The organism is Paenibacillus sp. SRL342 (assembly GCF_984798905.1).
Genome location: NZ_OZ481790.1, coordinates 4,153,314 through 4,176,790, shown reverse-complemented (window position 1 = coordinate 4,176,790; position 23,477 = coordinate 4,153,314). Strand labels below are relative to the sequence as shown.

At 44.4% G+C, this 23,477-nt stretch carries 22 protein-coding genes and 1 riboswitch; of the genes, 19 read left to right on the top strand and 3 right to left on the bottom strand.

From position 1 onward, the window contains the following. The first annotated feature begins 7 nt into the window (after positions 1 to 7). From AC4E8D_RS18265 to AC4E8D_RS18200, 14 genes are all read left to right on the top strand, one after another. Positions 8 to 1,834, top strand: a complete 1,827-nt coding sequence (locus tag AC4E8D_RS18265) for a P-loop NTPase family protein (RefSeq protein ID WP_221821658.1) — start codon at positions 8 to 10, stop codon at positions 1,832 to 1,834. Further along, positions 1,824 to 3,890: a hypothetical protein gene (locus AC4E8D_RS18260; RefSeq protein ID WP_221821657.1), complete on the top strand. Its 2,067-nt coding sequence runs from the start codon at positions 1,824 to 1,826 to the stop codon at positions 3,888 to 3,890. Before AC4E8D_RS18265 ends, AC4E8D_RS18260 begins: the two co-directional genes overlap by 11 nt. 62 nt (positions 3,891 to 3,952) lie before the next feature. Beyond that, complete coding sequence (locus tag AC4E8D_RS18255) at positions 3,953 to 4,438, top strand: hypothetical protein (RefSeq protein ID WP_062834890.1); 486 nt, start codon at positions 3,953 to 3,955, stop codon at positions 4,436 to 4,438. Positions 4,439 to 4,454: 16 nt separating this feature from the next. Further along, positions 4,455 to 4,853, top strand: coding sequence for a hypothetical protein (locus AC4E8D_RS18250; protein WP_221821654.1), 399 nt, complete (start codon positions 4,455 to 4,457; stop codon positions 4,851 to 4,853). Next, positions 4,850 to 5,404 (top strand): hypothetical protein, encoded by a 555-nt coding sequence (locus AC4E8D_RS18245; RefSeq protein WP_221821652.1) that lies wholly within the window; start codon positions 4,850 to 4,852, stop codon positions 5,402 to 5,404. Before AC4E8D_RS18250 ends, AC4E8D_RS18245 begins: the two co-directional genes overlap by 4 nt. A 696-nt stretch (positions 5,405 to 6,100) precedes the next feature. Beyond that, positions 6,101 to 7,906, top strand: coding sequence for a group II intron reverse transcriptase/maturase (gene ltrA / locus AC4E8D_RS18240; RefSeq protein ID WP_285080847.1), 1,806 nt, complete (start codon positions 6,101 to 6,103; stop codon positions 7,904 to 7,906). A gap of 21 nt (positions 7,907 to 7,927) precedes the next feature. Beyond that, positions 7,928 to 8,971, top strand: a complete 1,044-nt coding sequence (locus AC4E8D_RS18235) for a hypothetical protein (RefSeq protein WP_221821649.1) — start codon at positions 7,928 to 7,930, stop codon at positions 8,969 to 8,971. A gap of 137 nt (positions 8,972 to 9,108) precedes the next feature. Then, on the top strand, positions 9,109 to 10,659 hold the full coding sequence (locus AC4E8D_RS18230) for an ABC-F family ATP-binding cassette domain-containing protein (protein ID WP_221821648.1): 1,551 nt from the start codon (positions 9,109 to 9,111) through the stop codon (positions 10,657 to 10,659). A gap of 76 nt (positions 10,660 to 10,735) precedes the next feature. Further along, a riboswitch (TPP riboswitch) is annotated at positions 10,736 to 10,845 on the top strand. 224 nt (positions 10,846 to 11,069) lie between these two features. Then, positions 11,070 to 11,738: a thiamine phosphate synthase gene (locus tag AC4E8D_RS18225; RefSeq protein WP_221821647.1), complete on the top strand. Its 669-nt coding sequence runs from the start codon at positions 11,070 to 11,072 to the stop codon at positions 11,736 to 11,738. A 16-nt stretch (positions 11,739 to 11,754) separates the two neighbouring features. Next, the gene (gene thiO / locus AC4E8D_RS18220) at positions 11,755 to 12,927 is read left to right on the top strand and encodes a glycine oxidase ThiO (protein ID WP_221821646.1); all 1,173 of its coding nucleotides are present in this window, start codon (positions 11,755 to 11,757) and stop codon (positions 12,925 to 12,927) included. Beyond that, complete coding sequence (thiS, locus tag AC4E8D_RS18215) at positions 12,924 to 13,127, top strand: sulfur carrier protein ThiS (RefSeq protein WP_221821645.1); 204 nt, start codon at positions 12,924 to 12,926, stop codon at positions 13,125 to 13,127. The genes thiO and thiS overlap by 4 nt, the downstream gene beginning before the upstream one ends. A gap of 2 nt (positions 13,128 to 13,129) precedes the next feature. Beyond that, on the top strand, positions 13,130 to 13,897 hold the full coding sequence (locus AC4E8D_RS18210; protein WP_339185413.1) for a thiazole synthase: 768 nt from the start codon (positions 13,130 to 13,132) through the stop codon (positions 13,895 to 13,897). Continuing rightward, positions 13,894 to 14,943, top strand: coding sequence for a ThiF family adenylyltransferase (locus AC4E8D_RS18205; RefSeq protein ID WP_339177123.1), 1,050 nt, complete (start codon positions 13,894 to 13,896; stop codon positions 14,941 to 14,943). The genes AC4E8D_RS18210 and AC4E8D_RS18205 overlap by 4 nt, the downstream gene beginning before the upstream one ends. A 119-nt stretch (positions 14,944 to 15,062) precedes the next feature. Further along, complete coding sequence (locus AC4E8D_RS18200; RefSeq protein ID WP_221821643.1) at positions 15,063 to 15,767, top strand: response regulator transcription factor; 705 nt, start codon at positions 15,063 to 15,065, stop codon at positions 15,765 to 15,767. A gap of 110 nt (positions 15,768 to 15,877) precedes the next feature. Here the strand turns inward: AC4E8D_RS18200 and AC4E8D_RS18195 are convergent, their stop codons facing one another. Together AC4E8D_RS18195 and AC4E8D_RS18190 are read right to left on the bottom strand one after the other, a co-directional pair. Then, on the bottom strand, positions 15,878 to 16,378 hold the full coding sequence (locus AC4E8D_RS18195) for a C40 family peptidase (protein ID WP_221821642.1): 501 nt from the start codon (positions 16,376 to 16,378) through the stop codon (positions 15,878 to 15,880). 297 nt (positions 16,379 to 16,675) lie between these two features. Beyond that, entirely contained in the window at positions 16,676 to 17,317 is a 642-nt protein-coding gene (locus AC4E8D_RS18190) for a thiamine diphosphokinase (protein WP_221821641.1), read from the bottom strand. Between the two features lie 182 nt (positions 17,318 to 17,499). Here AC4E8D_RS18190 and AC4E8D_RS18185 point away from each other — a divergent pair, with 182 nt between their 5' ends. Both AC4E8D_RS18185 and AC4E8D_RS18180 read left to right on the top strand, forming a co-directional pair. Continuing rightward, on the top strand, positions 17,500 to 18,201 hold the full coding sequence (locus AC4E8D_RS18185) for a trimeric intracellular cation channel family protein (RefSeq protein WP_076210112.1): 702 nt from the start codon (positions 17,500 to 17,502) through the stop codon (positions 18,199 to 18,201). Position 18,202: 1 nt separating this feature from the next. Next, positions 18,203 to 18,673: a low molecular weight protein-tyrosine-phosphatase gene (locus AC4E8D_RS18180; RefSeq protein WP_221821639.1), complete on the top strand. Its 471-nt coding sequence runs from the start codon at positions 18,203 to 18,205 to the stop codon at positions 18,671 to 18,673. 165 nt (positions 18,674 to 18,838) lie between these two features. Here AC4E8D_RS18180 and AC4E8D_RS18175 read toward each other — a convergent pair whose 3' ends face one another. Next, complete coding sequence (locus AC4E8D_RS18175) at positions 18,839 to 19,573, bottom strand: alpha/beta hydrolase (protein WP_017688071.1); 735 nt, start codon at positions 19,571 to 19,573, stop codon at positions 18,839 to 18,841. Positions 19,574 to 19,829: 256 nt separating this feature from the next. On the opposite strand from AC4E8D_RS18175, the gene pdhA reads away from it, so the two are divergent. From pdhA to AC4E8D_RS18160, 3 genes are all read left to right on the top strand, one after another. Continuing rightward, positions 19,830 to 20,897, top strand: coding sequence for a pyruvate dehydrogenase (acetyl-transferring) E1 component subunit alpha (gene pdhA, locus AC4E8D_RS18170; RefSeq protein ID WP_017688072.1), 1,068 nt, complete (start codon positions 19,830 to 19,832; stop codon positions 20,895 to 20,897). A gap of 101 nt (positions 20,898 to 20,998) precedes the next feature. Beyond that, positions 20,999 to 21,976 (top strand): alpha-ketoacid dehydrogenase subunit beta, encoded by a 978-nt coding sequence (locus tag AC4E8D_RS18165; protein ID WP_076210115.1) that lies wholly within the window; start codon positions 20,999 to 21,001, stop codon positions 21,974 to 21,976. A 176-nt stretch (positions 21,977 to 22,152) separates the two neighbouring features. Next, positions 22,153 to 23,475, top strand: a complete 1,323-nt coding sequence (locus tag AC4E8D_RS18160; RefSeq protein WP_091029377.1) for a dihydrolipoamide acetyltransferase family protein — start codon at positions 22,153 to 22,155, stop codon at positions 23,473 to 23,475. Positions 23,476 to 23,477: the final 2 nt, after the last annotated feature.

Genomic DNA, 23,477 nt, shown 5'->3' with positions numbered 1-23,477 from the left:
ACCTCCGATGCTCTGGAATACCATATGGATAAGTTTAATTTTGATTCTGTGCCTGACTTATATCTGGTTCAAGTATAAAACGTTTCTTCGTGAAAAGAATGCTCGTGTTCCTGAACAGGAATCATTCACGATTGACATGTTGATTGAGAAGGTGAAGAACTCACTTCATGAGCTTAGTCATAGTCAGCTCGCGGATGCGGGTCTGCATGAAGAAGAATATCGTCGAAGAATTAATCAACGTGCCGAGATGAGAAAAGCACTGAAGGGCTGTGTCTCAGGCAGTGTCAGCGACAAAACGTATGTCAAAAATCTGATAGGGGATCTGCTGACCCGAAGCATAGGGCTGAACAAGTCAAATGTAGATGAAGTTATTTTGTTTGCAGAACCAGATTTGTTGACGATCCAGGACCGATTCGAAATTGTGTTTTATCTGTACCGACAGCAATTCGGTGTGGATGCAATCTCCCGCATGATTGATACCTACGATCTGGGAAGGCTGCGAATGGAGGAAGGTACGGACGATGGAGGAAGTTATTATATTTCTGAGGAGGATATTCAGTATGTGTTCGAGTGCGAATATCGAGAGCTTGGATTCAGAGAAAAGACGGATATTATCGTGCAACGTATCTATCAACATTATAAAGGGTTCTCGGTTGTTGATGAGATAAGGGACCAACGGATTGACGGCGTTAGTGGTGGTGTCAGCGGTATGCTTGATGCTGTTCATAATACGGGACTTCGAAAACCGGCATCATGGAATGATTTGCTGGATCAAGGACTGGAGGATGATGCACATGAAGAACCGCTTAGCGGCATGGAAAGTGTCTGGATTTTTTATAAAGGTAAGTCCATTCATCTATCCTTTCTGTCGTTCGGAAGCATCCGTGAACTGAAAAGGGTATGCCAGAATATATACAAATACAATTATCCCGGACAGCTGTCGGAAGCAAGTGGATACAAGGTGAACGAGATGAAAGACGGCTCCCGTGTCGTTGTTGTTCGTCCTCCTTTTGCAGAATCGTGGGCATTCTTCGTCCGGAAGTTCGATATTCCGAATGCTTCACTTGAACAATTGATTACGGGTAACAACGCAGATCTGCCAATAACCCTGCTTCAATACCTGATGAAAGGAAGCCGGATTACAGCTGTAACCGGTGCACAGGGTTCTGGTAAAACAACGTTGCTTATGGCTATGGTCAAACACATCTATGCATCGTACACCCTTCGGGTGCAGGAGATGGCGTTTGAACTTCAATTAAGACGGATTTATAGCCGACGTAATATTTTGAGTTTCCGAGAGACTGAACACATCTCAGGTCAACAAGGGCTTGATTTGCAGAAAAAAACGGATGGTACCGTCAATATTCTTGGTGAGGTAGCGAGTGATGAAGTGGCCGCATGGATGATTCAAATGTCTCAGGTAGCCAGTCTGTTCACCCTGTTTACCCACCATGCCAAAACGTTTCGTGATCTGGTCTTCTCCCTCCGTAATTCCTTGCTCAAGACAGGTATGTTCCAGCATGAGCATATTGCTGAGGAGCAGGTTGTGAGTGTCATCAATTTCGATGTTCATATGAAGAAAGATGCTGAGGGACGAAGATATATCGAACGGATTACGGAATGTCTTCCTCGTGCGAATCAAGGTGACAGCGTGGAAGAGAGGGCAGGTTTTACATTTCGTAATGTTGTGGAGTACAGAGATGGAGCGTATGTTGCAACAGCACCAATCTCCTCTGGATGCATGATGGATATGCGAGAACAGATGACATTACAGGATGCTGAGAAGTTTGAACAGTTTATGAAGCAACACTGGGGTGATCAGTATGACAATTAAATGGATTCTGCTCCTCGTATTAAGTATTTGTGCAGGAGGTTTGCTGATCACACTTCTGGTTTTAAGTATGTTACGTCACAGAGGAGGTGGTTCAGCAATTCAATCCGGCGTGATTTTTGCTCCTAGCGGGAAGGGATTCAAGGGATTGGGATCAATCTTGTTGCAGTCCTATCGTCTTGGAATGAAAGTGCCACTGCTATCAGCTTATATTCTACAGGTTCAGAAACGTATTTCATTCCGCCATGTTGGGGATGAGCCTTCACTTCGCAGACTGACGATGACAGTGGTTCTGATTATTCTTGGAGGTTATGGAGGCATAAGTGTCATTCTGTTTTTACTACAGCCGGGTATCGCTTTTGTAATACTTTCTGTACTCTGTGCTGTGGTGCTAAACAGTCTGGTATTAGATATGTGCCTCAGTCGTATGGAGAAAAGGTTGCTGGTGCAGATGTTGGATATCTTCGCAGATGTAAGGCATCGGTATCATCAGCATGGCATGGTTGAGGAAGCGCTCTATGAAGCCGCTGAAGCAGGTACAGGAGAAGCGGCAGAACAGGTAAGACTGATCTACGAAGCTCTGACTTCTCCAGATCCAAATGAAGCACTTGAGCGTTATTATGAAGTGGCTCCCAACCGTTTTCTCAAAGGATTCGCTGGCGTTTCCTATATGGTCATGGAGTTTGGGGATAAGGACAGGGCACAAGGCTCTATTTATCTCAAAGGACTTGGTAACCTAACTCAGGAGATTCATTTGGAGATTTTGCGGCGTGATAAATTGGATTACCTGCTCAAAGGACTTAATATCATCGCGCTCGCTCCGGTATTATTCACCGCTCCGATCGAACGCTGGGCCAGAGTCAGTTTCCCAACGATGGATGAATTTTATCGCAGCAAAGTCGGTTTTGTTACCAAAATATCGATCTATGTCATCATTATCCTTGCTTATTTGCTTTTGCAAAGGCTCCAGCAATACGATGAGACCCGTTACCGGTCAGGGCATAAGCATTCATGGTTGGATCAGTTTCTGTACAGGCAAACCTTCATACGGAAATTGGCAATGTTGTTTGCAGCAAAACCTGGCAGTGCACAGTACAGTCAAACGATACGGCTCATGAGGGAGAGCAGCTCAGAGTTGAAATTTGAATGGCTTGCCATTCGACGAGTGATGTTATTCGCAGGTTGTTTGGTCCTTACAATGGGTTGCATCTTGTTGTTGCACCAGGTTGAACGTAACCACATCTTGCATGATCCGATCCGGGATGATCGAATGTTTGGTGCAATGGCTGAAGCGGATCTCAGGAAAGCTGAGGAAAAAACAGCATTAGATCAATCCGTACTGAAAAGTGTAGAAATGAACCGAGGAGCTACATACGAAGAAGTCTCCAAAGCGTTACAGCAGTTATCTCCCGTTCAGTTGGACCATGATACTCAGGCTGAGACGATCGCGCGCATTATGCAGAAATTTGAGGTGTATAACAAGCAGTATGTACGCTGGTGGGAAATGATTATAGCCATTCTCATGGGTGCAGCAGGGTACTACATGCCCGTATGGCTCATGATATTTCAGCGGAAAATGCGAAGGTTGGATATGCGACATGAAATCTATCAATTCCAGACAGTGATATCCATTTTGCGTGAGATGGACCGAATGTCAGTCGAGGAGATATTGGAATGGCTTAATCGATTTGCCGTCATTTTCAAGCGCCCGTTGCAAAAATGTTTGTTGCATTTTGAACATGGACCAGAGCTTGCACTTGAGCAATTAAAGGAAGAGGCGGGCTTGCCCGAGTTCCAGCGACTGGTTGATAAATTGCAGCTTGCCCTTGGCAAAATCTCAATACGTGAAGCCTTCGATGATCTCGAGAGCATGATGGCATTTTATTTTGAACAACGCAAGCAGGAGTACAGCAAAATGATAGATGTCAAAGCATCTTGGGGGAGAACCATTGGATTTACACCTATGTACGCCCTTATCTTTTTGTATCTGGTTATTCCATTGGTTGGTATGAGTTTCTTGCAGATGAGCATTTATTATGAGCAAATTCAGAAACTGTAGCACAATTCATCTGTGTGAAAGTCTGAAATAGTTCAATAACTTATAACTTGGGAGGATTTATTATGAACAATGCATCAAGCGCTTTAAAGGTGGCAGCAGGGATATTTTTAACAATCGCTTTGATCACAATTGTAGTTCTGTTGTTTATTTCAGCTCAGGAGGCAACCAAGACGGCCCAGAACAATTTTGCTGATATCCAAACCGAGTTGTCCCAGGCTGCATTTACAGTATATGACGGAACAACTATCAGTGGATCACAGGTAACCAATGCGCTGCGTAAATATGCGGACAAGGATCAGTTCGGTATTCAAGTCATTACAGGTAAAAATAAAGCGGGTCAATGGTACGGTAATCAATTGAATATTTCACAGGATCTCAATAATGCGGACTACGGCTCGGTTATTGCGCCTGACGATAAAGTGGGGATTATTAACCAGACCATGAGTGAAAAAGACAATCAATATGTCAATCCAAGTGGTAAATTCAAAGCCATTATCGTAAAAGACCGATCCAACGTGGTAAGAGGGCTGATCTTCCAGCAATCCTGACAGGAGTTGGTTTAACATGTCCCGGAATACCCAGCATCTCATGTTGTTTTGTACGGCGGTTGTCCTGTTTGTGACAGCCTGCCTGTACGGGCAACATAATGTTAAGATTTTATCAGCGGCCTTAAACGACAGAGTTCAGACAAAAGCAGGCATGGAAGGCCGGCTGACAACAACACTGCATACCACCAATCCGTATCAGTATAGTGGTGCGGAAGTGTTGCATACCGTAAGACAGATGACAGGCACAGGCATTCCTGTAGAGGTAGATGGAACTTCGTATGTGATCGATCCACTTGTCAGCAAAACAGCGACTATTCCTGTCCAGCTCGATGCCACCTACAGTCCGGAGTTTATACGAAATGAAACTGGAGAACTGCTCAAGATTGTTTTTTGGAAGGAGGCCAGTGTGAATTGATTAATGCCGCATCCAAGCTGCTTGCCGTATTGCTCGCAGTCCTTTTGCTCTATGTGTACCCAGCTGCTGAAACAGCTGATCGGCAGGATGATATAGCACGTATGACGGCTGTTCAGAATGTAACACGTTTTGTTGATGCTGTCCGAACGAAAGGGTATATTTCACCTCGAATGTTGGCTGAGTTTGAGGAGCAACTGGCCCAGACGGGCAATCTGTATGAGGTGTCGATGGAACATTTGCATAAGAAATATGTACCTCACTATACAGACCCGATGGACCGTAACAGTTTTACCGGAACTTACGAGGTAGTTCAGGATGGATATTATGCAGCTCAGATTCGAGAGCGACTATTCCCATCCTCAGGTGTGATACCGGTTGATGATCCTGGCCGAAGATATACGTTGACCACAGGGGATTTTTTCACCGTGACGCTCCAAAATACAAATCGTACACCTTCCATGCTCATTCGTGAATGGTTGAGTGGTACGGCTCAGGCTTCAGCGGTATTTGTAACATACGGAGGTATGGTTCTCAATGAAGATTACGTGTGACTTGTTCCGCTATAACCGAACAATTCGGGAAAAGCGGGGACTTAACTAAATAAGTCCAACTTTGCGACCGAGAATTGGAAAGAGGGAACCATGTATCCTGAAACAATTCCGTTAATCTCCTGCGTGCGTGACACGGACAGCGTGTCGGGTATGAAGCACAGGTGAAGTCGGCAGAAGGGAAGCTGGAGCCACTCTATTGAGAAGGTATGCTAACTGATATGCCGGATGGCTGAAAAGCGGACTATGATGAGAATGGTTGTAAAAAACCTGACGAACCTCCGAATGTACGGGTCTAAATTCATAACATATGGAAACATATGTACTGACAGAAGTCAGGGTGGATAGCGTAGAGTACGATTGTAGTCTAGGAAACACGCTATATCGAACAATGGCGATATCAAGTCCACAGGCTCAAAGGAGGCACCTAAGGTCTAGCAAGCATAGCTAGGTCACAAGGTACAAGGAAAGCAAGGAACGTCGATTTACAGGACTGTCATCCTAGACGTCTACTATAAGGCAGAAATTTGCTGAAATGTACTAATCCTTGTGAGAGTAGAGGCACGACCAATGAAGTGGCTGTAATGGCTACGGAGGAACAGCCTCAAGTCTTTTTAGATAATAAACAATTTTTCCGAAAAGTGAATTGCACCGATCAGGTAGGAACGTGGGGAATCACCGTAAGGAGGTGAAGCCACAGTGCAAACTCTTCGATACTGGGACTACTACGACATGACGAGTACTTTTACTGATTTACACGAAAAAGCACTAGGAAGAAAAAAGTTCGATAATTTATACGGGCTAATAAACTCACATCAGAACATCCTCCTAGCTTTTCGAACAATTAAATCAAACAAAGGCTCACTTACACCAGGAACAGATGGCAAAACCATAGAGAATATAAAGACACTAACAGAAGAAGAGATTGTGAGCCACGTAAGAAACAAGCTTTTGAATTATCAACCCAAAAAGGTTAGGCGAGTCCTTATACCAAAACCTAATGGAAAGAAAAGACCGTTAGGCATTCCATGCATAGTTGACAGAATCATTCAGCAATGTTTTAAACAAATTATTGAACCAATTGCGGAAGCTTACTTCTATAAACATAGTTACGGGTTTAGACCGGTAAGATCAACACACAACGCTCTAGCGAGAGTACAACATCTTATAAACACAACCAATCTCCATTATGTCGTTGATGTTGATATTCAAGGATTCTTCGATAATGTGAACCACACATTGCTTTTGAAACAACTATGGAATATGGGTATTAGGGATAAAAGAGTACTTCGAATCATCAGCAAAATGCTTAAAGCTGAAATTGAAGATGAAGGGATACCGTTGAAAGGCACACCACAAGGTGGAATCTTATCTCCTCTCCTGTCAAATGTAGTATTAAATGACTTGGATCAGTGGGTTGCAGGACAATGGACAAACTTCGAAACTCAATACGCCTATGCAGGAGACTATCACAGGATCAGAGCACTCAAGAAAACCAATCTTAAAGAAGGATATATTGTGCGATACGCCGATGATTTTAAAATTCTTTGTCGGGATTGGAAATCAGCTCAGAAGTGGTATCACGCTGTAAGACTCTATCTTAGAGACCGCCTTAAACTAGACATCTCACCCGAAAAATCACAGATTGTAAACCTCAGGAAACGTAAATCTGATTTCCTGGGATTCACAATATGGGCTGAGAAAAAAGGAAAAAGAAGAGTCGCCTATACGGGTATAAATGAAAAGAAGAGAGCAGAAATCAAGAAGCAAGCAAGAGAGCGCATTAAGAATCTGCACAAAGCACCAATTACTCAAAACGCTCTTCTCTTCAATAGCTTTGTACTTGGTTTACACAATTACTTTTCACGTGCAACACATGTTAGTGTAGAGTTCTCACGACTTGCCTTTGATCTGAAAGCATTCACATACAATCGTCTCAAAGTTATTGGTAAATACCAATATCCTGATAATGCCCCGCCAACCTTCAAGAAGTTCTACAGGAACAGATATAGAACCTTTAAGGTCGCAGGTGTATATCTCTTTCCGTTCAGAGATGTAAAAACGGTTAACAACCTATGCTTTCAGCAGACGTTAAATCCGTATACATCAGAAGGAAGAAAGAGACTTCATAGGGATTTAAAGACGGATATTAGATATGAACTAATTAAACTAATGCAGTCAAACATACCAAACCGTAGCATTGAATACCTGGATAACAGACTGAGTAGATATAGTATGCAGGGTGGCAAATGCGAGATATCTGGCATTTTACTAACTGCTGATTACGTGCATTGCCATCATCTTTTGCCAATCCATTTAGGTGGGACAGACGATTTTAGCAATCTACGTATTCTACACAAAGATATCCATAAACTTGTTCATGCTACAAAATCAGAGACGATTGTCAAACTCATGTCGCCGTTTGGATTTTCAGACTCTACGATTCAGAAAATCAACCTGTACCGAAAAATGAGTAACTTGGAACCTATTGTAATAAAAATCTAAAAAGATGGAGCGCCGTGTGCGATGAAAGTCGCACGCACGGTGTGGAGAAGGGGAAAAGGCGGTGATTATATCAAATCCTTACCTATTTCTATTGAGCTGTCCATTGTATTCGTGCTGATCTTCTTCCCGCTCTTCTGGATCATCTCACTCCATACCCAAGATGCCGAAGAGGCTCAATATCTTGGTCAACGATACAGATCTGCACTTCAAACCGCAGTTATGGATGCAGGTGCGGTGATGCATCAGAATGAGAAACAAAATGATGAAGCAGGTTATGATTCAACCAAGTTTGTTAAAGCGGACAAGGAGCTCGCCTTGTTGACATTTACGCAGACGATGGCTTTGAATATGGGGATTCAGAATGATCCCGTTGCTATTCGAAACATGTTTAATTACATTCCTGCCGTGGTTATTCTGGATTATGATGGCTATTATATGTTGTCCACAGAAACAGAGATGACGGGTAACCTTGAAGGTTCTTTCAGGCAAGTATGGAGCCCCAAGAAACCTTATACATATTCAGATTCTAATGGTAACAGTATTAACTTTACACTGGACGACTACGTATATGCCTATGACGCAAACGCAGGGAAATGGATTGAGGGATTTCAAAAAGAACTGGCTTCAACCACACAGATTCCTTTACTTCAGAATACCAGCGTATTTGAGCAAGTTAGACAAAGCCAGATTGTGACTGCTGTGCAGGATGATCTGGCTGATGTGATTAACCGCCATAATGAGTTTGCCAGAAAGAACGGTATTTCCTATACGTTTACGATGCCCCTGATTGCGCAGGAAGATTGGTACAACTCCATTAACGATACAGGGATTATGGCCTTTATCCAAGGTATAGGTGTGGGTGACCAGAAAATCAACAATTACGCAATTGGTGGAGGCAGACTTGTGAAGAAAACGGCCATCGTAGGTGGGGTAGATCCTTTAACGGGTATCAAGTACTACTATCCCTCCACATGTGGTAATGGTTACCGTGCTGAAGAGGTATTCACAGACGCAAGACAAGCAGCTGCACAAGGCTATTTCGAATATAAATGCTCTAATCGGTAGGGAGCCTGTATGACAAAATCATGGAAGAGGTTCCTGAGCTGTTTACATTACTTTCAGAAAAGACGGGACTTGTGCTAGAATAGGGTTTCGGAACAATCACAAAAGTAATGTCTAATAGATAGGAGCTACCTCATCTTATGAGTTTATTGTCAGTAGAGAACGTGAGTCACAATTTTGGAGATCGCACGTTATTTAAAAATGTATCGTTTCGTTTACTTGCCGGAGAGCGCGTAGGACTTGTTGGTGCCAATGGTGTGGGTAAATCCACATTAATGAACATCCTTACCGGTAAATTGCTTAAAGATAGTGGAAAAGTGGAATGGACACCTAAGGTTCGTTATGGATATCTGGATCAGCATACAAAGCTTACGCCAGGCAAAACCATTCGTGACGTTCTTAAGGATGCATTCCTTCCGTTGCTTGAATTGGAAAAAGAAATGATGAATATTACGGACCAGATGGCAGATGCAGATCCAGATAAGTTGGAGCAGTTGCTGGAAGAGATGGGCGATATTCAGGAACAACTGGAACAGGGCGACTTTTATCTGATTGACGTAAAAGTGGAAGAGATGGCCAATGGTCTTGGTTTGTCCGCAATTGGTCTTGATCGAGATGTCGCAGCTCTAAGTGGTGGACAACGTACCAAGGTGCTTCTTGCCAAGCTTCTGCTCGAGAAACCTACAGCACTTTTGCTGGATGAGCCGACCAACTATCTGGACGTAGAGCATATTGAATGGCTGTCACGTTACCTGAAGGACTACCCTCACGCGTTTCTCTTAATCTCCCATGACACGGAATTCATGAATGAAGTCGTAAATGTCATTTATCATTTGGAATTTGCCAAATTAACGAGATATGCAGCGAACTATAACAAGTTCCTTGAGATGGCTGATATGAATAAAGCCCAGCATATTGATGCATACGAGAAGCAGCAAGAGTACATCAAGAAGCAGGAAGATTTCATTCAGCGTAACAAGGCACGTGCTTCAACATCAGGTCGAGCGAAGAGCCGGGAGAAGCAGCTGGACAGAATTGAACGTATTGATCGCCCAGATGAAGCGGCCAAACCAACGTTTAAATTCAAGGATGCCCGTGCGAGCAGCAAAACGGTCTTTGAGGGTATTGATTTTGAAATTGGATATACGTATCCTTTGCTGCCCAAAATGACGATGACAATTGAACGTGGTGAAAAAATTGCCATCGTAGGTTGTAATGGTGTGGGTAAATCGACACTGCTGAAAACTATTCTGGGCAAAATATCTCCACTGAGTGGAAAGACCTTCTTGGGAGATTATCTCGAAACGGCCTATTTTGAACAGGAAGTTCGTGCTGGAAATATCACGCCGATTGAGGATGTTTGGAATGAGTTTTCACATTTGACCCAGAATGAGGTCCGGGGTCATCTCGCACGCTGTGGGTTGAAAAATGAGCACATTACCCGTCCGCTTAACATGCTGAGTGGTGGAGAGCAAGCCAAGGTTCGTTTATGCAAACTCTTGATGCGTGAAAGCAACTGGATTTTATTCGATGAGCCGACAAACCATCTCGATGTCACAGCCAAAGCGGAGTTGCAGCGTGCTTTGCAAGAATTCAAGGGAACGGTGTTACTGGTATCTCATGAACCTGATTTCTACGAGGGTTGGGTCACCAAAACATGGAATGTAGAAGAATGGTCTGAGACAAACTAGGGCGATTCAAGACAATGTTTAACAGAAATGACGGTGACAAAAAAAACCGTCTATGGTAACATAGGCTACAACTTCATATGAACACTAGGGGGGCCGCACGATGCGGCTGAGATGGAAGAATGCGATTCCGGACCCTTTGCACCTGATCTGGATCATACCAGCGTAGGGAAGTGGCGAGCGCGTTTCAGTGAATGACGTGAGCAAACGGCAATTCAAAGGATTTCAACCGTCTGCTTAACGAATTGAAACATGCAGTTGCGTGTATAACGTTATGGCTATAGGGTCTATAGCTTTATTGCACGAAATGAACTGTATGTATCAGTCAGTCATCTGGTTCTATAATAATACGCAGCCACTCCCCTACGGGAGTGGCTTTTTTGTGTTTTCATAGCATTCACGTCTGGAAGGAGATGAACAGTACGGTAATTTCTCATGAACATGTTCAAGAATCATTTGAATTGCATGTTGTATCTACGGGTACAGGGGATCAAGCATCTTTTGTAAAAGCTGCAAAGGACGTTTGGCCTTTGGTGGACTATATTCACATACGAGAAAAACAACTCACATTGCAAGACAAGATCGGTTGGGCTGAAAGTCTGCGTAACGTTGGTGTTCCATCTTGTCGCATCGTTATCAATGGCTCAGAACTGCCACCACAGAATGACATCTATGGCGGTGTACACTGGGGGCAAGATGTGATACGTAACTACAACCCTGCTGTTATAAGCAATGTGCAGCGACTTCGTCTGGGTGTATCTGTTCATTCACTCGATGAGGCAAAAATCGCTGAAGAACGGGGAGCCGATTACCTATTCTTCGGGCATGTCTTCTCAACCAACAGTAAGCCTGATCTTGAACCAAGAGGATTATATGCTCTGGCTGAAGTGTGCTCCGGTGTCTCCATTCCTGTCATGGCGATCGGTGGCATCGAACCGGGAAACATTCACGCTATTCGCTCTGCAGGCGCTCAGGGAGTTGCTGTGATCTCGAATGTCTGGGCGAGCGATTCCCCGGATCAGGCGGCTGCATCGTTAAGGCAGGCTATCGTTGGCGTTGGTACAGAAAGTTTGAGCCGCTAATCAAGGAGATGAGCTGATGAAGAAGATCATTACTGATAGACCGGATAAGGTTCATGCAGAAACGATTATTGTAGGCGGAGGGGTTGTTGGTTGTGCCATTGCATATGAACTTGCTTCCCGTGGACAGGATGTGCTGTTGCTGGAGCGTTCGGCGATTGCAGGAGGCACTTCTTGCGCAGCAGCTGGAATGCTGGCGGCCGACAGTGAGGATTTTGCTCATCCTTTGATGGCTAAGCTTGCCAGGCAGAGTAGACAGTTACTTACCGAGCAACAGATGCTAATGGCTACACTCAGTGAGGTAGAGACTGGTCTGCAACGCCAGGGATTCCTAACTCCTTTTCGTTCATACAGTGAATTAAGTAGTTATAAGGACAATCGGAAGTCTGCGTTGTCTACTTCTGCTGATGAGGTGTGGTGGGATCGTTCCATTGTGCAGCAGGAGGCATCATGGCTTAACAGAGATACGTATGGAGCCTATTACAGACCTTACGAGAGTGAAATTCTCCCACTCCACCTAACGAAGGCATACGCCGAATCCGCTCAAGCAATGGGAGCACGGGTTATGGAGGACATACAGGATATACGTGTGCAAGCAAACGAACACGGTGTGCAGGGAATCACCACATCGATCGGTGAGATGAGATGCAAACATGTCATTATAGCGGCTGGATTACAGAGTGAAGAGTTGATGAGACATGTGAATCTGAGCTTGCCTGTGTGGTCGGTAAAAGGTGAAATAGCCGCCGTTCAGTTCTCAGAAGAACATGCAGGGTACAGACCTGACAGAACGGTGTATGCAGAGGATATCTATATTGTTCCCAAAGCCAATGGCGAAGTTTGGCTCGGGGCAACCAGTCTGCCAGGAAGAGCGGATTTGAACGTTTCTGTACAGGGTGTTCAGAAGCTGCTAACAGCGGCTACCCACTGGGTGCCGGGGATGAAAGAAGCACAATTTATACGAGCGTGGGCAGGCGTAAGACCGGCAACACCCGATGGGCTGCCTTATATAGGTGCTTGCAAGAGTATACCCGGGCTGTTCGCCGCCTTTGGGCATTACCGCAACGGTATCTTGCTTAGTGCGATAACAGGCAGGCTTATCGCGGAGTTGGTCGCTGGCAAAAGCTCAGAAGAACTCGGAATTGAGGCGCTGAGCCCTGAGCGATTGAACAGAAAGGGAGTGGTGCAGTGAATATCATCGTTAATGGTCAACGGATGGAGATTGAAGACAGATTGAATCGTGTGGATAAATTGCTCCAATCTTTTGACCTGCAAGTTAAGACTGTAGTTGTTGAGCTGAACAGGCATATCTTAACGCGTGAACACCATGAGTCAACAACATTAAGAGAAGGCGATCGAATTGAGATTGTACATTTTGTAGGAGGCGGTTGATGATGTTGAACATTGGTAAATATACGTTTGAGTCCAGATTGTTGCTCGGAACAGGCAAGTTTTCGGATCTGGAAGTGCAAAGTCAGGCTGTGGAAGCATCTGAAACGGAAGTTTTAACCTTTGCTGTTCGTCGTCTGAATCTGGAGGAACGCAACCAGAAGCATTTCCTGGATACGTTGGATCTGGACAAATACACTCTTCTTCCGAATACGGCTGGGGCTTCCACTGCGGAAGAGGCGGTGCGAATTGCCGAGCTTGCGCGGGCTTCAGGACTTTGTGATATGATAAAAGTCGAAGTCATAGGAGATGGAATGACGTTACTCCCAGATCCGATTGAAACGTACAATGCTTGCGAAATTTTGCTTGAAAAGGGCTTCACGGTATTGCCTTATATTTCGGATGATGTCATTCTGGCCAAAAGGCTGCAATTGCTTGGCGTACATGCTGTAATGCCTGGCGCTTCTCCCATCGGAGCTGGCAGAGGCATCATCAATCCCTATAACCTTGAGATCATCATTGAGCAGGCCGTTGTACCTGTGATTGTGGATGCAGGGTTGCGCTCCCCAAAAGATGCTGCTTATGCGATGGAACTTGGTGCAGATGGCGTATTGTTAAATACAGCCGTATCCGGATCAGGGGATCCAGTGAGCATGGCTAAAGCGATGCGATTGGGGGTAGAAGCGGGTAGATTGGCATATGAGGCAGGCATGATTCCCGTAAAGCGTTATGCAGCAGCCAGTAGTCCGGTGGAAGGAATGGTTCATACATGACAGATCAAGTAACATCTTTCGAGCAGGCCGATCGTTATTCCAGACAGGAACGGTACGCGCCACTTGGTAAGGAAGGCCAGGCCAGATTAAAGGGCAGCAGAGTTTTAATTGTAGGCGCTGGCGCACTTGGAACAGGAATTGCAGAAACGTTAGTTCGTTCAGGAGTCGGACACTTAACGATTGTGGATCGTGATTATGTGGAGTGGAGTAACCTGCAGCGGCAGCAATTATATGTAGAACAGGACGCGCTTGAGCGGATACCGAAGGCAATGGCGGCGGAAAAACGTTTATCTGCCATTAATTCCACGGTTCATGTGGAAGGGAAAGTGTTGGACGTCAGAGTAGATGAGTTGGAAGAACTCGTTCAGCATACAGACTTGATCATGGATGCAACGGATAACTTTGATACCCGACTACTTATTAATGATATGGCACAGAAGCACGGTATTCCCTGGATTTATGGTGGATGCGTAGGTAGTTATGGTATTACCTATACGTTTATGCCCGGAGATACGCCATGTTTAAATTGTTTGCTGGGTGAAGTCCCTCTGGGTGGAGATACCTGTGATACGTCTGGCATCATACCTCAAGCCGTACAGATGGTAACGGCGAATCAGACCGCAGAAGCGATGAAGTTACTTAGTGGCAATGCAAATGCATTGAGACGTAAGTTATTGTCATTTGACGTGTGGAGGAACGAATACATATCCATCAATGTGGATGGTGCGAAAAAGCAAGACTGTCCTTCCTGCGGTACTTCGGCAACGTATCCATATCTTTCTGCGTCCAATCTGGAGAAAACAGATGTGTTGTGTGGCAGGGATACCGTTCAGATCCGACCTGCAAGGCGCATGAATCTGGATCTTCAACATACAGCGGAACGTCTGGATAGACTTCAAGAAGGAAAAGTGGAATCCAATCCGTTTCTGGTTTCTTTTACAACAGGAGTCCATAGAATGGTTATTTTCCAAGATGGACGTGTCCTCGTACACGGAACAAAAGACACAGCTGAAGCGCGTACGCTCGTCCATCGCTACTTTGGTTAAAGCAAGAAAGAAGCAAAGTCTGTTCCCTTAAGGGAATGGACTTTTTCATTTTACGGCATGCTATCTGTACCAACCATTGCTGCGAGCAGTGGGGATAGAGACAGGCCGGGTGAAAAAGAGTGAAAACAGCCATTTTGCTGATTGGAGCAGGAGAGCAGGTCAGCCTTATTCAGGATGTTTTATGTAGCGAAGGGTATGAGGTGCAACGAATGGAGTGGTCCGAACTAAACCAATCCGTCGAGCCTTCGTTGCTGCATATTAACCTGATCATCCTGGTAGACGAGGAAGAGGGGAATGAACATTGTGGCCAGGATCAGAAATTAGAGTTAAAACAGTGGATAGATAAAGGTCATGTTATACCTCTACTCGTTATCACTTCTAATGCATCTCCTCAGTTCATCGTGGAATGGCTGGATTACGGAGCTAATGACGTGATGGAGGAACCTATCCACTTGACCGTGATGCTTGCCAGAATACGAAATTTATTGCGTGTTTTTGCGAATGCAACACCAGAGGGTGAGGAAGTAATTGTAGTTCATGATCTTAAAGTCAATTTGCGTTCAAGACGGGTAAATCGTGCGGGTGAATACCTGACATTAACGCCAAAAGAATACGAATTGCTGGAATATTTGGCTCTGCATGTGAATGAAGCATGTACCCGGAGTGATATTTTGCGGGAAGTATGGGGATATGAGTATGCGATGGATACCAACGTTGTGGATGTGTATATCAAACATTTGAGGGTTAAGGTAGATAAGGGAAGAAGTGTGAAACTGATTCATACTGTGCGTGGGATCGGTTATATGCTGCATGATAAAAATTAGATTACGAAGTTAGTTCCATGAAACACCAGTTTAGAGTGTGGCAAAAAGAGGGTAAAAATAAAAGACCGGATAGTAACCTCCGGTCCTTACTGATTAGCTATAATGTGATTCTAAAGTACACGACGAGCTTTAACATACGTTCTCTTCCAAGTACCGGAGTTCAGATCAGAAAGGGTTACGCCTGGAGATCCGTACGTATGCAGAATCTTACCATTTCCCGCATAAACGCCTACGTGAGTGACATTGGAGCCGGTAGAACGGCTACCACTGGAGAAGAATACCAGATCTCCGACACGCAGATTAGCTTTAGACACAGCTTTACCTTCTTTGGATTGTTTCACGGAAGTGCGCGGCAAATCTACACCATACTTTTTGAAAATATATTTCATAAAAGAAGAACAGTCAAAAACCTTGGTTGTTGAAGTTGAAGCACCAAATTTATATGGAGTTCCAGTGAATTTTTTGCCATAGTTAACAATTTGTTGACCTTTGGATACAGAAGCAGTTGCTGCCTGTGCAACAGGTGCGTTAGTCATTAGTACAGCTCCAAAACCTAGTGTAGCGCACAACCCGACGGTTACGGCCTTTTGGACAAAGATGTTTGTTTTCATGTTAGTTAGTACCTCCAAAATTCGTTTTCGTTAAGTTGCTAGAGCGAGTATAACAGCTTTGTAACAGCCTAGAAATTGGATAGAGGAGTGTAATCCCTTGCGCCACAATGGTTTGGGTATGTTTATTAAAATATGATTAAAAATGTCAAAAAATTAATCATTGACGGATGAAGAATTAAGATGAAACAACAAAGACCCATTGAATATCAAGGGTCTTTGTTATGTGTGAACCTATTTTCTTCATTGAATCACTGGTTACAAAAACGTAATAAATAATTATGAAGCATACAAATAGATTCAATCTTTGCTCTGAATAATCAGTAATAAGCCACTATCAATAGTGACTGTACCGGAGGAGCCTAATAGCTTGTTGCTTACACCCAAGGATTGTCCCATGCGAATGGTGGCTTGATCTAGCGGATACATAAAACCATCCAGAGTTATTCCTGCAACTTCATGAGTCAAGGGGAGCAGAGAAACATATTTATAGTCACGGTGCTCAACCACAGCTTTGGATGTGGTCAGTGTCATGTAATTGTGCTTGTCCTGAATGGCACAGGAGATATGATGCTGCATCGCGCGAACCATAATATGTACATTGGCGAGTGTGTGATCCATACGTGTACCTGTAGCACCTAACATTAAGATGTGAGAAGGTTCATAATCTAGCGCTGTCTCAAAAGCCATTTCTGTATCAGTAAGATCCTTATGAACAGGGTCACATGTAATGAACCGAATGCTATTATTGCTTACAATGATACATTCCTCTTCAGTAATGGAGTCGAAGTCTCCTACTGCAATGTGAGGCTGAATGCCGTGTTCAATTAAAAATAATGCACCACGATCGGCCGCGATGATCATATCATCTTCTCGTATTTCCTGAAGTAATTCTACAGATAAGTTTCCGCCTGTAAAAATAACCACTCGTTTCACCGTCATTTTATTTCATCCTTCCTAATTCAGAGCAAAATAGGTCATTGTTCAAATATAATGTTGGAACCTGTACAAATATATTCACCAAACCAGTATAATCCACAAAATGTGGTTGCACAATTTCAGTGCTCGCGGATACAATGGGTAGAGCGACATGGAGATGACTTGAAAAGTGAGGTTTGAACAGGTTGGACTTACACATTTTTGAAGTATTCAGCATTATAGGCACTATCGCATTTGCAATGTCCGGTGCCTTCGTGGCTATGGAAGAGGAGTATGACATTCTGGGTGTACTAGTGCTTGGACTTGTCACGGCATTCGGAGGCGGGATTATCCGGAATGTACTTATAGGTATACCTGTAACGACACTGTGGAGTCAGGGATCACTTATTATGTTAGCCCTAGTATCAGTAGCGATTGCGTTTATATTACCTCTCAAGTGGATTAGTCACTGGAAGCGAACAGAGGCGCTGTTTGATGCAATCGGACTCGCAGCATTTGCAATTCAAGGGGCTCTCTACGCGGCGAACATGGGACATCCTATTAGCGCAGTTATCGTTGCAGCAGTAATGACCGGTATTGGTGGGGGCGTGATTCGTGATGTGCTTGCAGGACGTAAACCGCTTGTATTGCGTGACGAAATCTATGCTGTATGGGCAATGACAGCCGGTTTTGTTATAGGTATGGGTTGGTTAACAACAAATGCCGGATTGTTGCTTTGTTTCGCGGCCGTTGTGTTTTTCCGGATGTGTTCTGTACATTATAAATGGAAACTGCCACGTCGTTCGTTGGTGCCGTCTGAGACCGGGAACGTCAGTCCTCAGCCGGAGAGCATTGTGACACAGCCAACATCGTCGGTACTTCAAGGTACGCTAAGCAAGGGGGATTAATATGATTAATGTTTTGTTTGTATGTCTGGGCAATATATGTAGATCACCAATGGCTGAAGCCGTTCTGCGTCACAAAGTCGTGGAGAAGGGGCTTGAACACCAGATTCGTGTGGACTCTGCGGGTACAGGGGACTGGCATGTTGGTAAACCTCCGCATGAAGGGACTCGAAATTTGCTGGATTCGTACCAGATTTCCTATGCCAATATGGCAGCGAGACAATTCGCCAGCGAAGATTTTACTCAATTTGATTACATTGTATGTATGGATAATTCGAATGCAGATAATGTGCGCAACGTTCCAGGTGGAGCTGAGTCGGACATCATCAAGTTCATGGACATGCTTCCCGAGGAAAAACTCAGAGAAGTACCTGACCCATATTACACAGGCAATTTTGAAGAGGTGTACGAGCTGGTTAACGCAGGCTGCGATGTTCTGTTGAGTAAGATTGAAGCGGAACATTCCTTAGCCTAAAAAGTAAACGAAATTCATGCTCAATTTGTAATTCGACAAAGAAGCAGGATTAGAGCGCTTAAAGCAAGCAGGATATCCTGCTTCTTTTTCAGATTACAATTGTAAGCGGTATCATTAAAATGAAAAACAATAGCGGCATTTCAGCCGCCTGTTAAAGTGGTCCTTTTATCTTTCCTGGAGAAAATAAAGTAATGCTTCGGGCAATTCCTTCTGCCAAAAACCCCATTGGTGTTTTCCGTCTTTCTCCTGGTAGGAGACGAGGGCACCACGTTTTTCCAGCAATTCTCGAGTATCCCGGTTTAATTGAACAAAATTATACGTACCCGTGTCTGCCTCAAAATCAGTCTCCTGCAAACCAACGATCATCCAGATCGAGAGCCAGGACAGATCTTCAGCTGCGGCATAGATTTCCTGTGAAGCAGAGTAGAAGGCGCCAGACATGCTGATCACACGTGTGAACAGATCCGGATATAACAGAGCAAGATGAAGCGAAACACTGCCACCGAGCGAATCTCCGGCAAGAATGCGTTCCTGCGGAGAACGGCGTACAGGATATTTCTCTTCTATATAGGGAATAATCTCTTCAGCGAAGCAAGCAGTATATGCCTTGAACCGATCTCCAAATGGAGCATATTCCTGCGTTCTCACAGACACATCGACCTGAACCCCTACAATAATGAAAGGTTCGGCTCCTTCGTCCAGAATAATTTGGTTAGCTGTTGTAGCAATTCGTCCGAAATTAAAAAATTCTTCGCCATCCTGACAATAAACGACAGGGTAGCTAAGCAATTCGTTATAGCCTGGGGGAAGGTAAATACGGAGCGTTCGCTTCTCTCCGAGATAGCGACTTTCAATCTCTTCCTTCACAATCGTGCGTTTCAAATAGCGGGAATCCGTCATAAAACGTCACCTTTCTCGGTTAATTTTTTGCATTCGACCGCGCAATACGGTAAGATTACCCTTGTGCGGGGTTAGGTCAAACACGCAATCATGTATTATGCTGTTATACCAATATTAAGCCCCTGTTATACATACAATCCGGCAGGAAACATAAAAAAATTACGGATTTCTTTGACGTATGGAGTGAAACAGGTGTATAATAATATTATAACAGCGGAACTTGATATTCAAATTTTTTGTTGAGGTGAAGAAAAAAATGAGCAAGGTTCCTTATGAAGTGTATACAGAGGATGTAGAAGCTCTGTCCGTGCTGTCTCCTGACGGCGAAATTGTTAACAAAGACATGATGCCTACACTTTCCGATGATCAATTAAAAGAAATTATGTACCGCATGGTATTTACCCGTACTTGGGATGACCGTGCAGTAAACCTGGGCCGTCAAGGTCGTCTTGGTTTCTATGCTCCAGTATCTGGTCAAGAAGCTACAATGGTTGGTAGTGAATTTGCAATTGAAAAAGAAGACTTTGTATGTCCTGGCTATCGTGACATTCCGCAACTCGTATGGCATGGACTTCCTCTTTATCAAGCATTCTTGTACTCCCGTGGACACCAACATGGTGGACAAATTCCAGATGGCGTTAATGTATTGATGCCACAAATCATCATTGGTGCACAAATTCTGCATGCAATGGGTATCGCTATGGGTTACAAATTGAAGAAACAAAAACAAGTTGTTATCACGTACACAGGTGATGGCGGTTCTTCTGAAGGTGACTTCTATGAAGGTCTGAACTACGCTGGTGTATACAAACTGCCTGTTATCTTCTTTGTACAAAACAATGGTTATGCCATCACAACTCCTTTTGCTAAACAAACAGCAGCTCTGTCCATCGCTCACAAAGCGGTAGCAGCAGGTATCAAAGGTGTTAAAGTTGACGGTATGGACATCTTCGCTGTTATCAAAGCTGTTCAGGAAGCTGCTGAGCGTGGACGTAACGGAGAAGGCGCAACATTGATCGAAGCAGTAACATACCGTTTCCGTCCTCACTCCCTTTCGGATGATGCTTCCAAGTATCGTACAAAAGAAGAAGAGGCAGAATGGTCTGCTAAAGATCCTATCGCACGTTTCGCTAAATATCTGGAGAAAAAAGGTCTTTGGACTGAAGAAGATACAGCACGTGTGAAAGAAGAAGCTAAAGCTAAAGTAAATGAAGAGATCAAAAAAGCGGAAAAAACCGAGAAAATGACGATTTCAGGCTTGATCGACAGCATGTTCGAACAAACGCCTAAGCACTTGGAAGAGCAAAAAGCTGATTTCCAATAAGTTTTTTCCGATAAAGCATAAACATCCGCGACTTTAATGTCCCGGTATACATGTACGAATTCAAATGTGAACTGTCAATGTTTAAGGAGGAAATGAAGCAAATGGCACAAATGAACATGAAAGAAGCAATCCGTGATGCGCTTCGCGTGGAGTTGAAACGTGATCCTAACGTTCTGCTTTTCGGTGAAGACGTAGGTAATGTAGGCGGCGTTTTCCGTGTAACGGAAGGTCTGCAAAAAGAGTTTGGCGAAGAGCGTGTATTTGATACTCCACTGGCTGAGTCCGCTATTGGTGGTCTGGCTGTAGGTCTGGGTGTACAAGGCTTCCGTCCGGTTGCTGAGATCCAATTCGTTGGTTTTATCTTCGAAGCCCTTGACCAAATGGTAGTGCAAGCTGCTCGTATGCGTTTCCGCTCCGGTGGAAAATACAATTCTCCAATCGTATTCCGTACACCATTCGGTGGCGGCGTAAAAGCGGCAGAATTGCATACAGATTCCCTGGAAGGTCTGCTCACGCAAACGCCAGGTATCAAAGTCGTTGTTCCTTCCAACCCTTACGATGCAAAAGGACTGATGATCGCTTCTATTCGCGATAACGATCCTGTATTCTTCATGGAGCACTTGAACTTGTACCATGCTTTCCGTGCAGAAGTGCCTGAAGAAGATTACGTTGTTGAGTTGGGTAAAGCGAACGTTGTTCGTGAAGGTTCTGATGTAACGATCATTACTTACGGTATGATGGTTCACACTTCTGTGAAAGCAGCAGATGAACTCGAAAAACAAGGAATCAAAGTTGAAGTTATCGACCTTCGTACGGTTAGCCCGATCGACATCGATACTATCGTTGCTTCCGTTAAGAAAACAAACCGTGCAATTGTTGTACAGGAAGCTCAAAAGAGCGCAGGTGTTGCAGCTGAAGTCATTGCCCAAATCAATGAAAAAGCAATCCTGCACTTGGAAGCACCGGTTCTGCGTGTAGCTGGTCCGGACACTGTATATCCATTTGCACAAATCGAAGATACATGGCTGCCTAACCCGGCACGTATCGTTGCTGCGGTTAACAAAGTCGTAAATTTCTAATTTAATCATCTGACATGCCGCAAGGCGCAGTATGGTGATTCACACCGCAGCGCAAGCTGCACTGTAAACAGCCATTAGCCCCTTGAGTAACAGTTATTTGCATTAGCAGTAACAGTTGTTTCTTGGAGTTAAGGGTTGTTTTCAGGATTGAGCACATAATCAAGGAGGTTTTTCAGTTGGCTAAATTTGAATATAAATTCCCTGAATTGGGCGAAGGCCTGCACGAAGGCGAAATCATCAAGATGCACATCAAAGTCGGTGACAAAGTAACTGACGACGACATCATCATGGAAGTACAGAACGACAAAGCGGTTGTAGAAGTACCTTGTCCGGTTAACGGAACAGTTACAGAAGTATTCGCTAAAGACGGTCAAGTCTGCCACGTTGGTGAAGTTGTAGCGATCATCGATGCAGAAGGCGAACTTCCTGAGCAAGACGACGCTCCTGCTGGCGATCAAGGCGAGCAAGAGAAAGATGCAGCTCAAGGCGGAGCTGATACAAGTGGTTCTTCTGCAGCAGCTTCCAGCTCGGATGCAGCTAAAGAAGGCGGCAACAACAGCGTTCCGGCAGTACCTGCCAAAGACGTTCTGGCAACACCAAGCGTGCGTAAATTTGCTCGCGAACAAGGTGTAGACATCGCTCAGGTTAACGGCACTGGCAACAACGGTAAAGTAACCAAAGAAGATGTTGAATCCTTCAAAAACGGTGGCGGTTCTTCCGCAGCGGCATCTTCCGAAGCTCCGGCTCAAGAAGAGAAAAAATCCGCAGCACCAGCAGCGGCTGCAGCTGATCAATACCTTGAAGAAGAGCGCGTACCATTCAAAGGTATCCGTAAAGCAATCTCTAATGCAATGGTTAAATCGGCTTACACAGCACCTCACGTTACAATCATGGACGAAGTGGACGTAACTGAATTGGTTGCTTTCCGTACTCGCATGAAACCAATTGCAGAGAAAAAAGGAACAAAAGTTACTTATCTGCCATTCATCGTTAAAGCACTGGTTGCGGCTTCCCGCCAATTCCCGGCTCTGAACGCTATGATTGATGAAGAAGCTAACGAAATTGTTTACAAAAAATACTACAACATCGGTATCGCTACAGATACAGACAACGGTTTGATCGTTCCTGTTATCAAAGATGCTGATCGTAAATCCATCTGGATGATTGCTGATTCTATCCGTGATCTGGCTGCTCGTGGTCGTGAGGGCAAATTGAGTGCGAATGAAATGAGAGGAAGCACAATCTCCATCAGTAACATCGGTTCTGCTGGCGGTATGTTCTTCACTCCAATCATCAACTTCCCTGAAGTTGCTATTCTCGGAACAGGACGCATCAGCGAAAAAGCAGTGATCAAGAACGGCGAAGTAGTTGCAGCACCTGTAATGGCTCTTTCCCTGAGCTTTGACCACCGTATCATCGATGGCGCAACAGCACAAAACTTTATGAATTACATTAAACAGCTGCTCGCTAACCCTGAGCTGCTTGTTATGGAGGTGTAAGA

Bases quoted from the DNA above. Each gene is read 5' to 3' on its own strand.
- AC4E8D_RS18265 (WP_221821658.1), top strand. From the start codon at position 8: ATGCTCTGGAATACCATATGGATAAGTTTAATTTTGATTCTGTGCCTG.
- AC4E8D_RS18260 (WP_221821657.1), top strand. From the start codon at position 1,824: ATGACAATTAAATGGATTCTGCTCCTCGTATTAAGTATTTGTGCAGGA.
- AC4E8D_RS18255 (WP_062834890.1), top strand. From the start codon at position 3,953: ATGAACAATGCATCAAGCGCTTTAAAGGTGGCAGCAGGGATATTTTTA.
- AC4E8D_RS18250 (WP_221821654.1), top strand. From the start codon at position 4,455: ATGTCCCGGAATACCCAGCATCTCATGTTGTTTTGTACGGCGGTTGTC.
- AC4E8D_RS18235 (WP_221821649.1), top strand. From the start codon at position 7,928: ATGAAAGTCGCACGCACGGTGTGGAGAAGGGGAAAAGGCGGTGATTAT.
- AC4E8D_RS18230 (WP_221821648.1), top strand. From the start codon at position 9,109: ATGAGTTTATTGTCAGTAGAGAACGTGAGTCACAATTTTGGAGATCGC.
- AC4E8D_RS18225 (WP_221821647.1), top strand. From the start codon at position 11,070: ATGAACAGTACGGTAATTTCTCATGAACATGTTCAAGAATCATTTGAA.
- thiO (WP_221821646.1), top strand. From the start codon at position 11,755: ATGAAGAAGATCATTACTGATAGACCGGATAAGGTTCATGCAGAAACG.
- AC4E8D_RS18210 (WP_339185413.1), top strand. From the start codon at position 13,130: ATGTTGAACATTGGTAAATATACGTTTGAGTCCAGATTGTTGCTCGGA.
- AC4E8D_RS18205 (WP_339177123.1), top strand. From the start codon at position 13,894: ATGACAGATCAAGTAACATCTTTCGAGCAGGCCGATCGTTATTCCAGA.
- AC4E8D_RS18195 (WP_221821642.1), bottom strand. From the start codon at position 16,378: ATGAAAACAAACATCTTTGTCCAAAAGGCCGTAACCGTCGGGTTGTGC.
- AC4E8D_RS18190 (WP_221821641.1), bottom strand. From the start codon at position 17,317: ATGACGGTGAAACGAGTGGTTATTTTTACAGGCGGAAACTTATCTGTA.
- AC4E8D_RS18180 (WP_221821639.1), top strand. From the start codon at position 18,203: ATGATTAATGTTTTGTTTGTATGTCTGGGCAATATATGTAGATCACCA.
- AC4E8D_RS18175 (WP_017688071.1), bottom strand. From the start codon at position 19,573: ATGACGGATTCCCGCTATTTGAAACGCACGATTGTGAAGGAAGAGATT.
- pdhA (WP_017688072.1), top strand. From the start codon at position 19,830: ATGAGCAAGGTTCCTTATGAAGTGTATACAGAGGATGTAGAAGCTCTG.
- AC4E8D_RS18165 (WP_076210115.1), top strand. From the start codon at position 20,999: ATGGCACAAATGAACATGAAAGAAGCAATCCGTGATGCGCTTCGCGTG.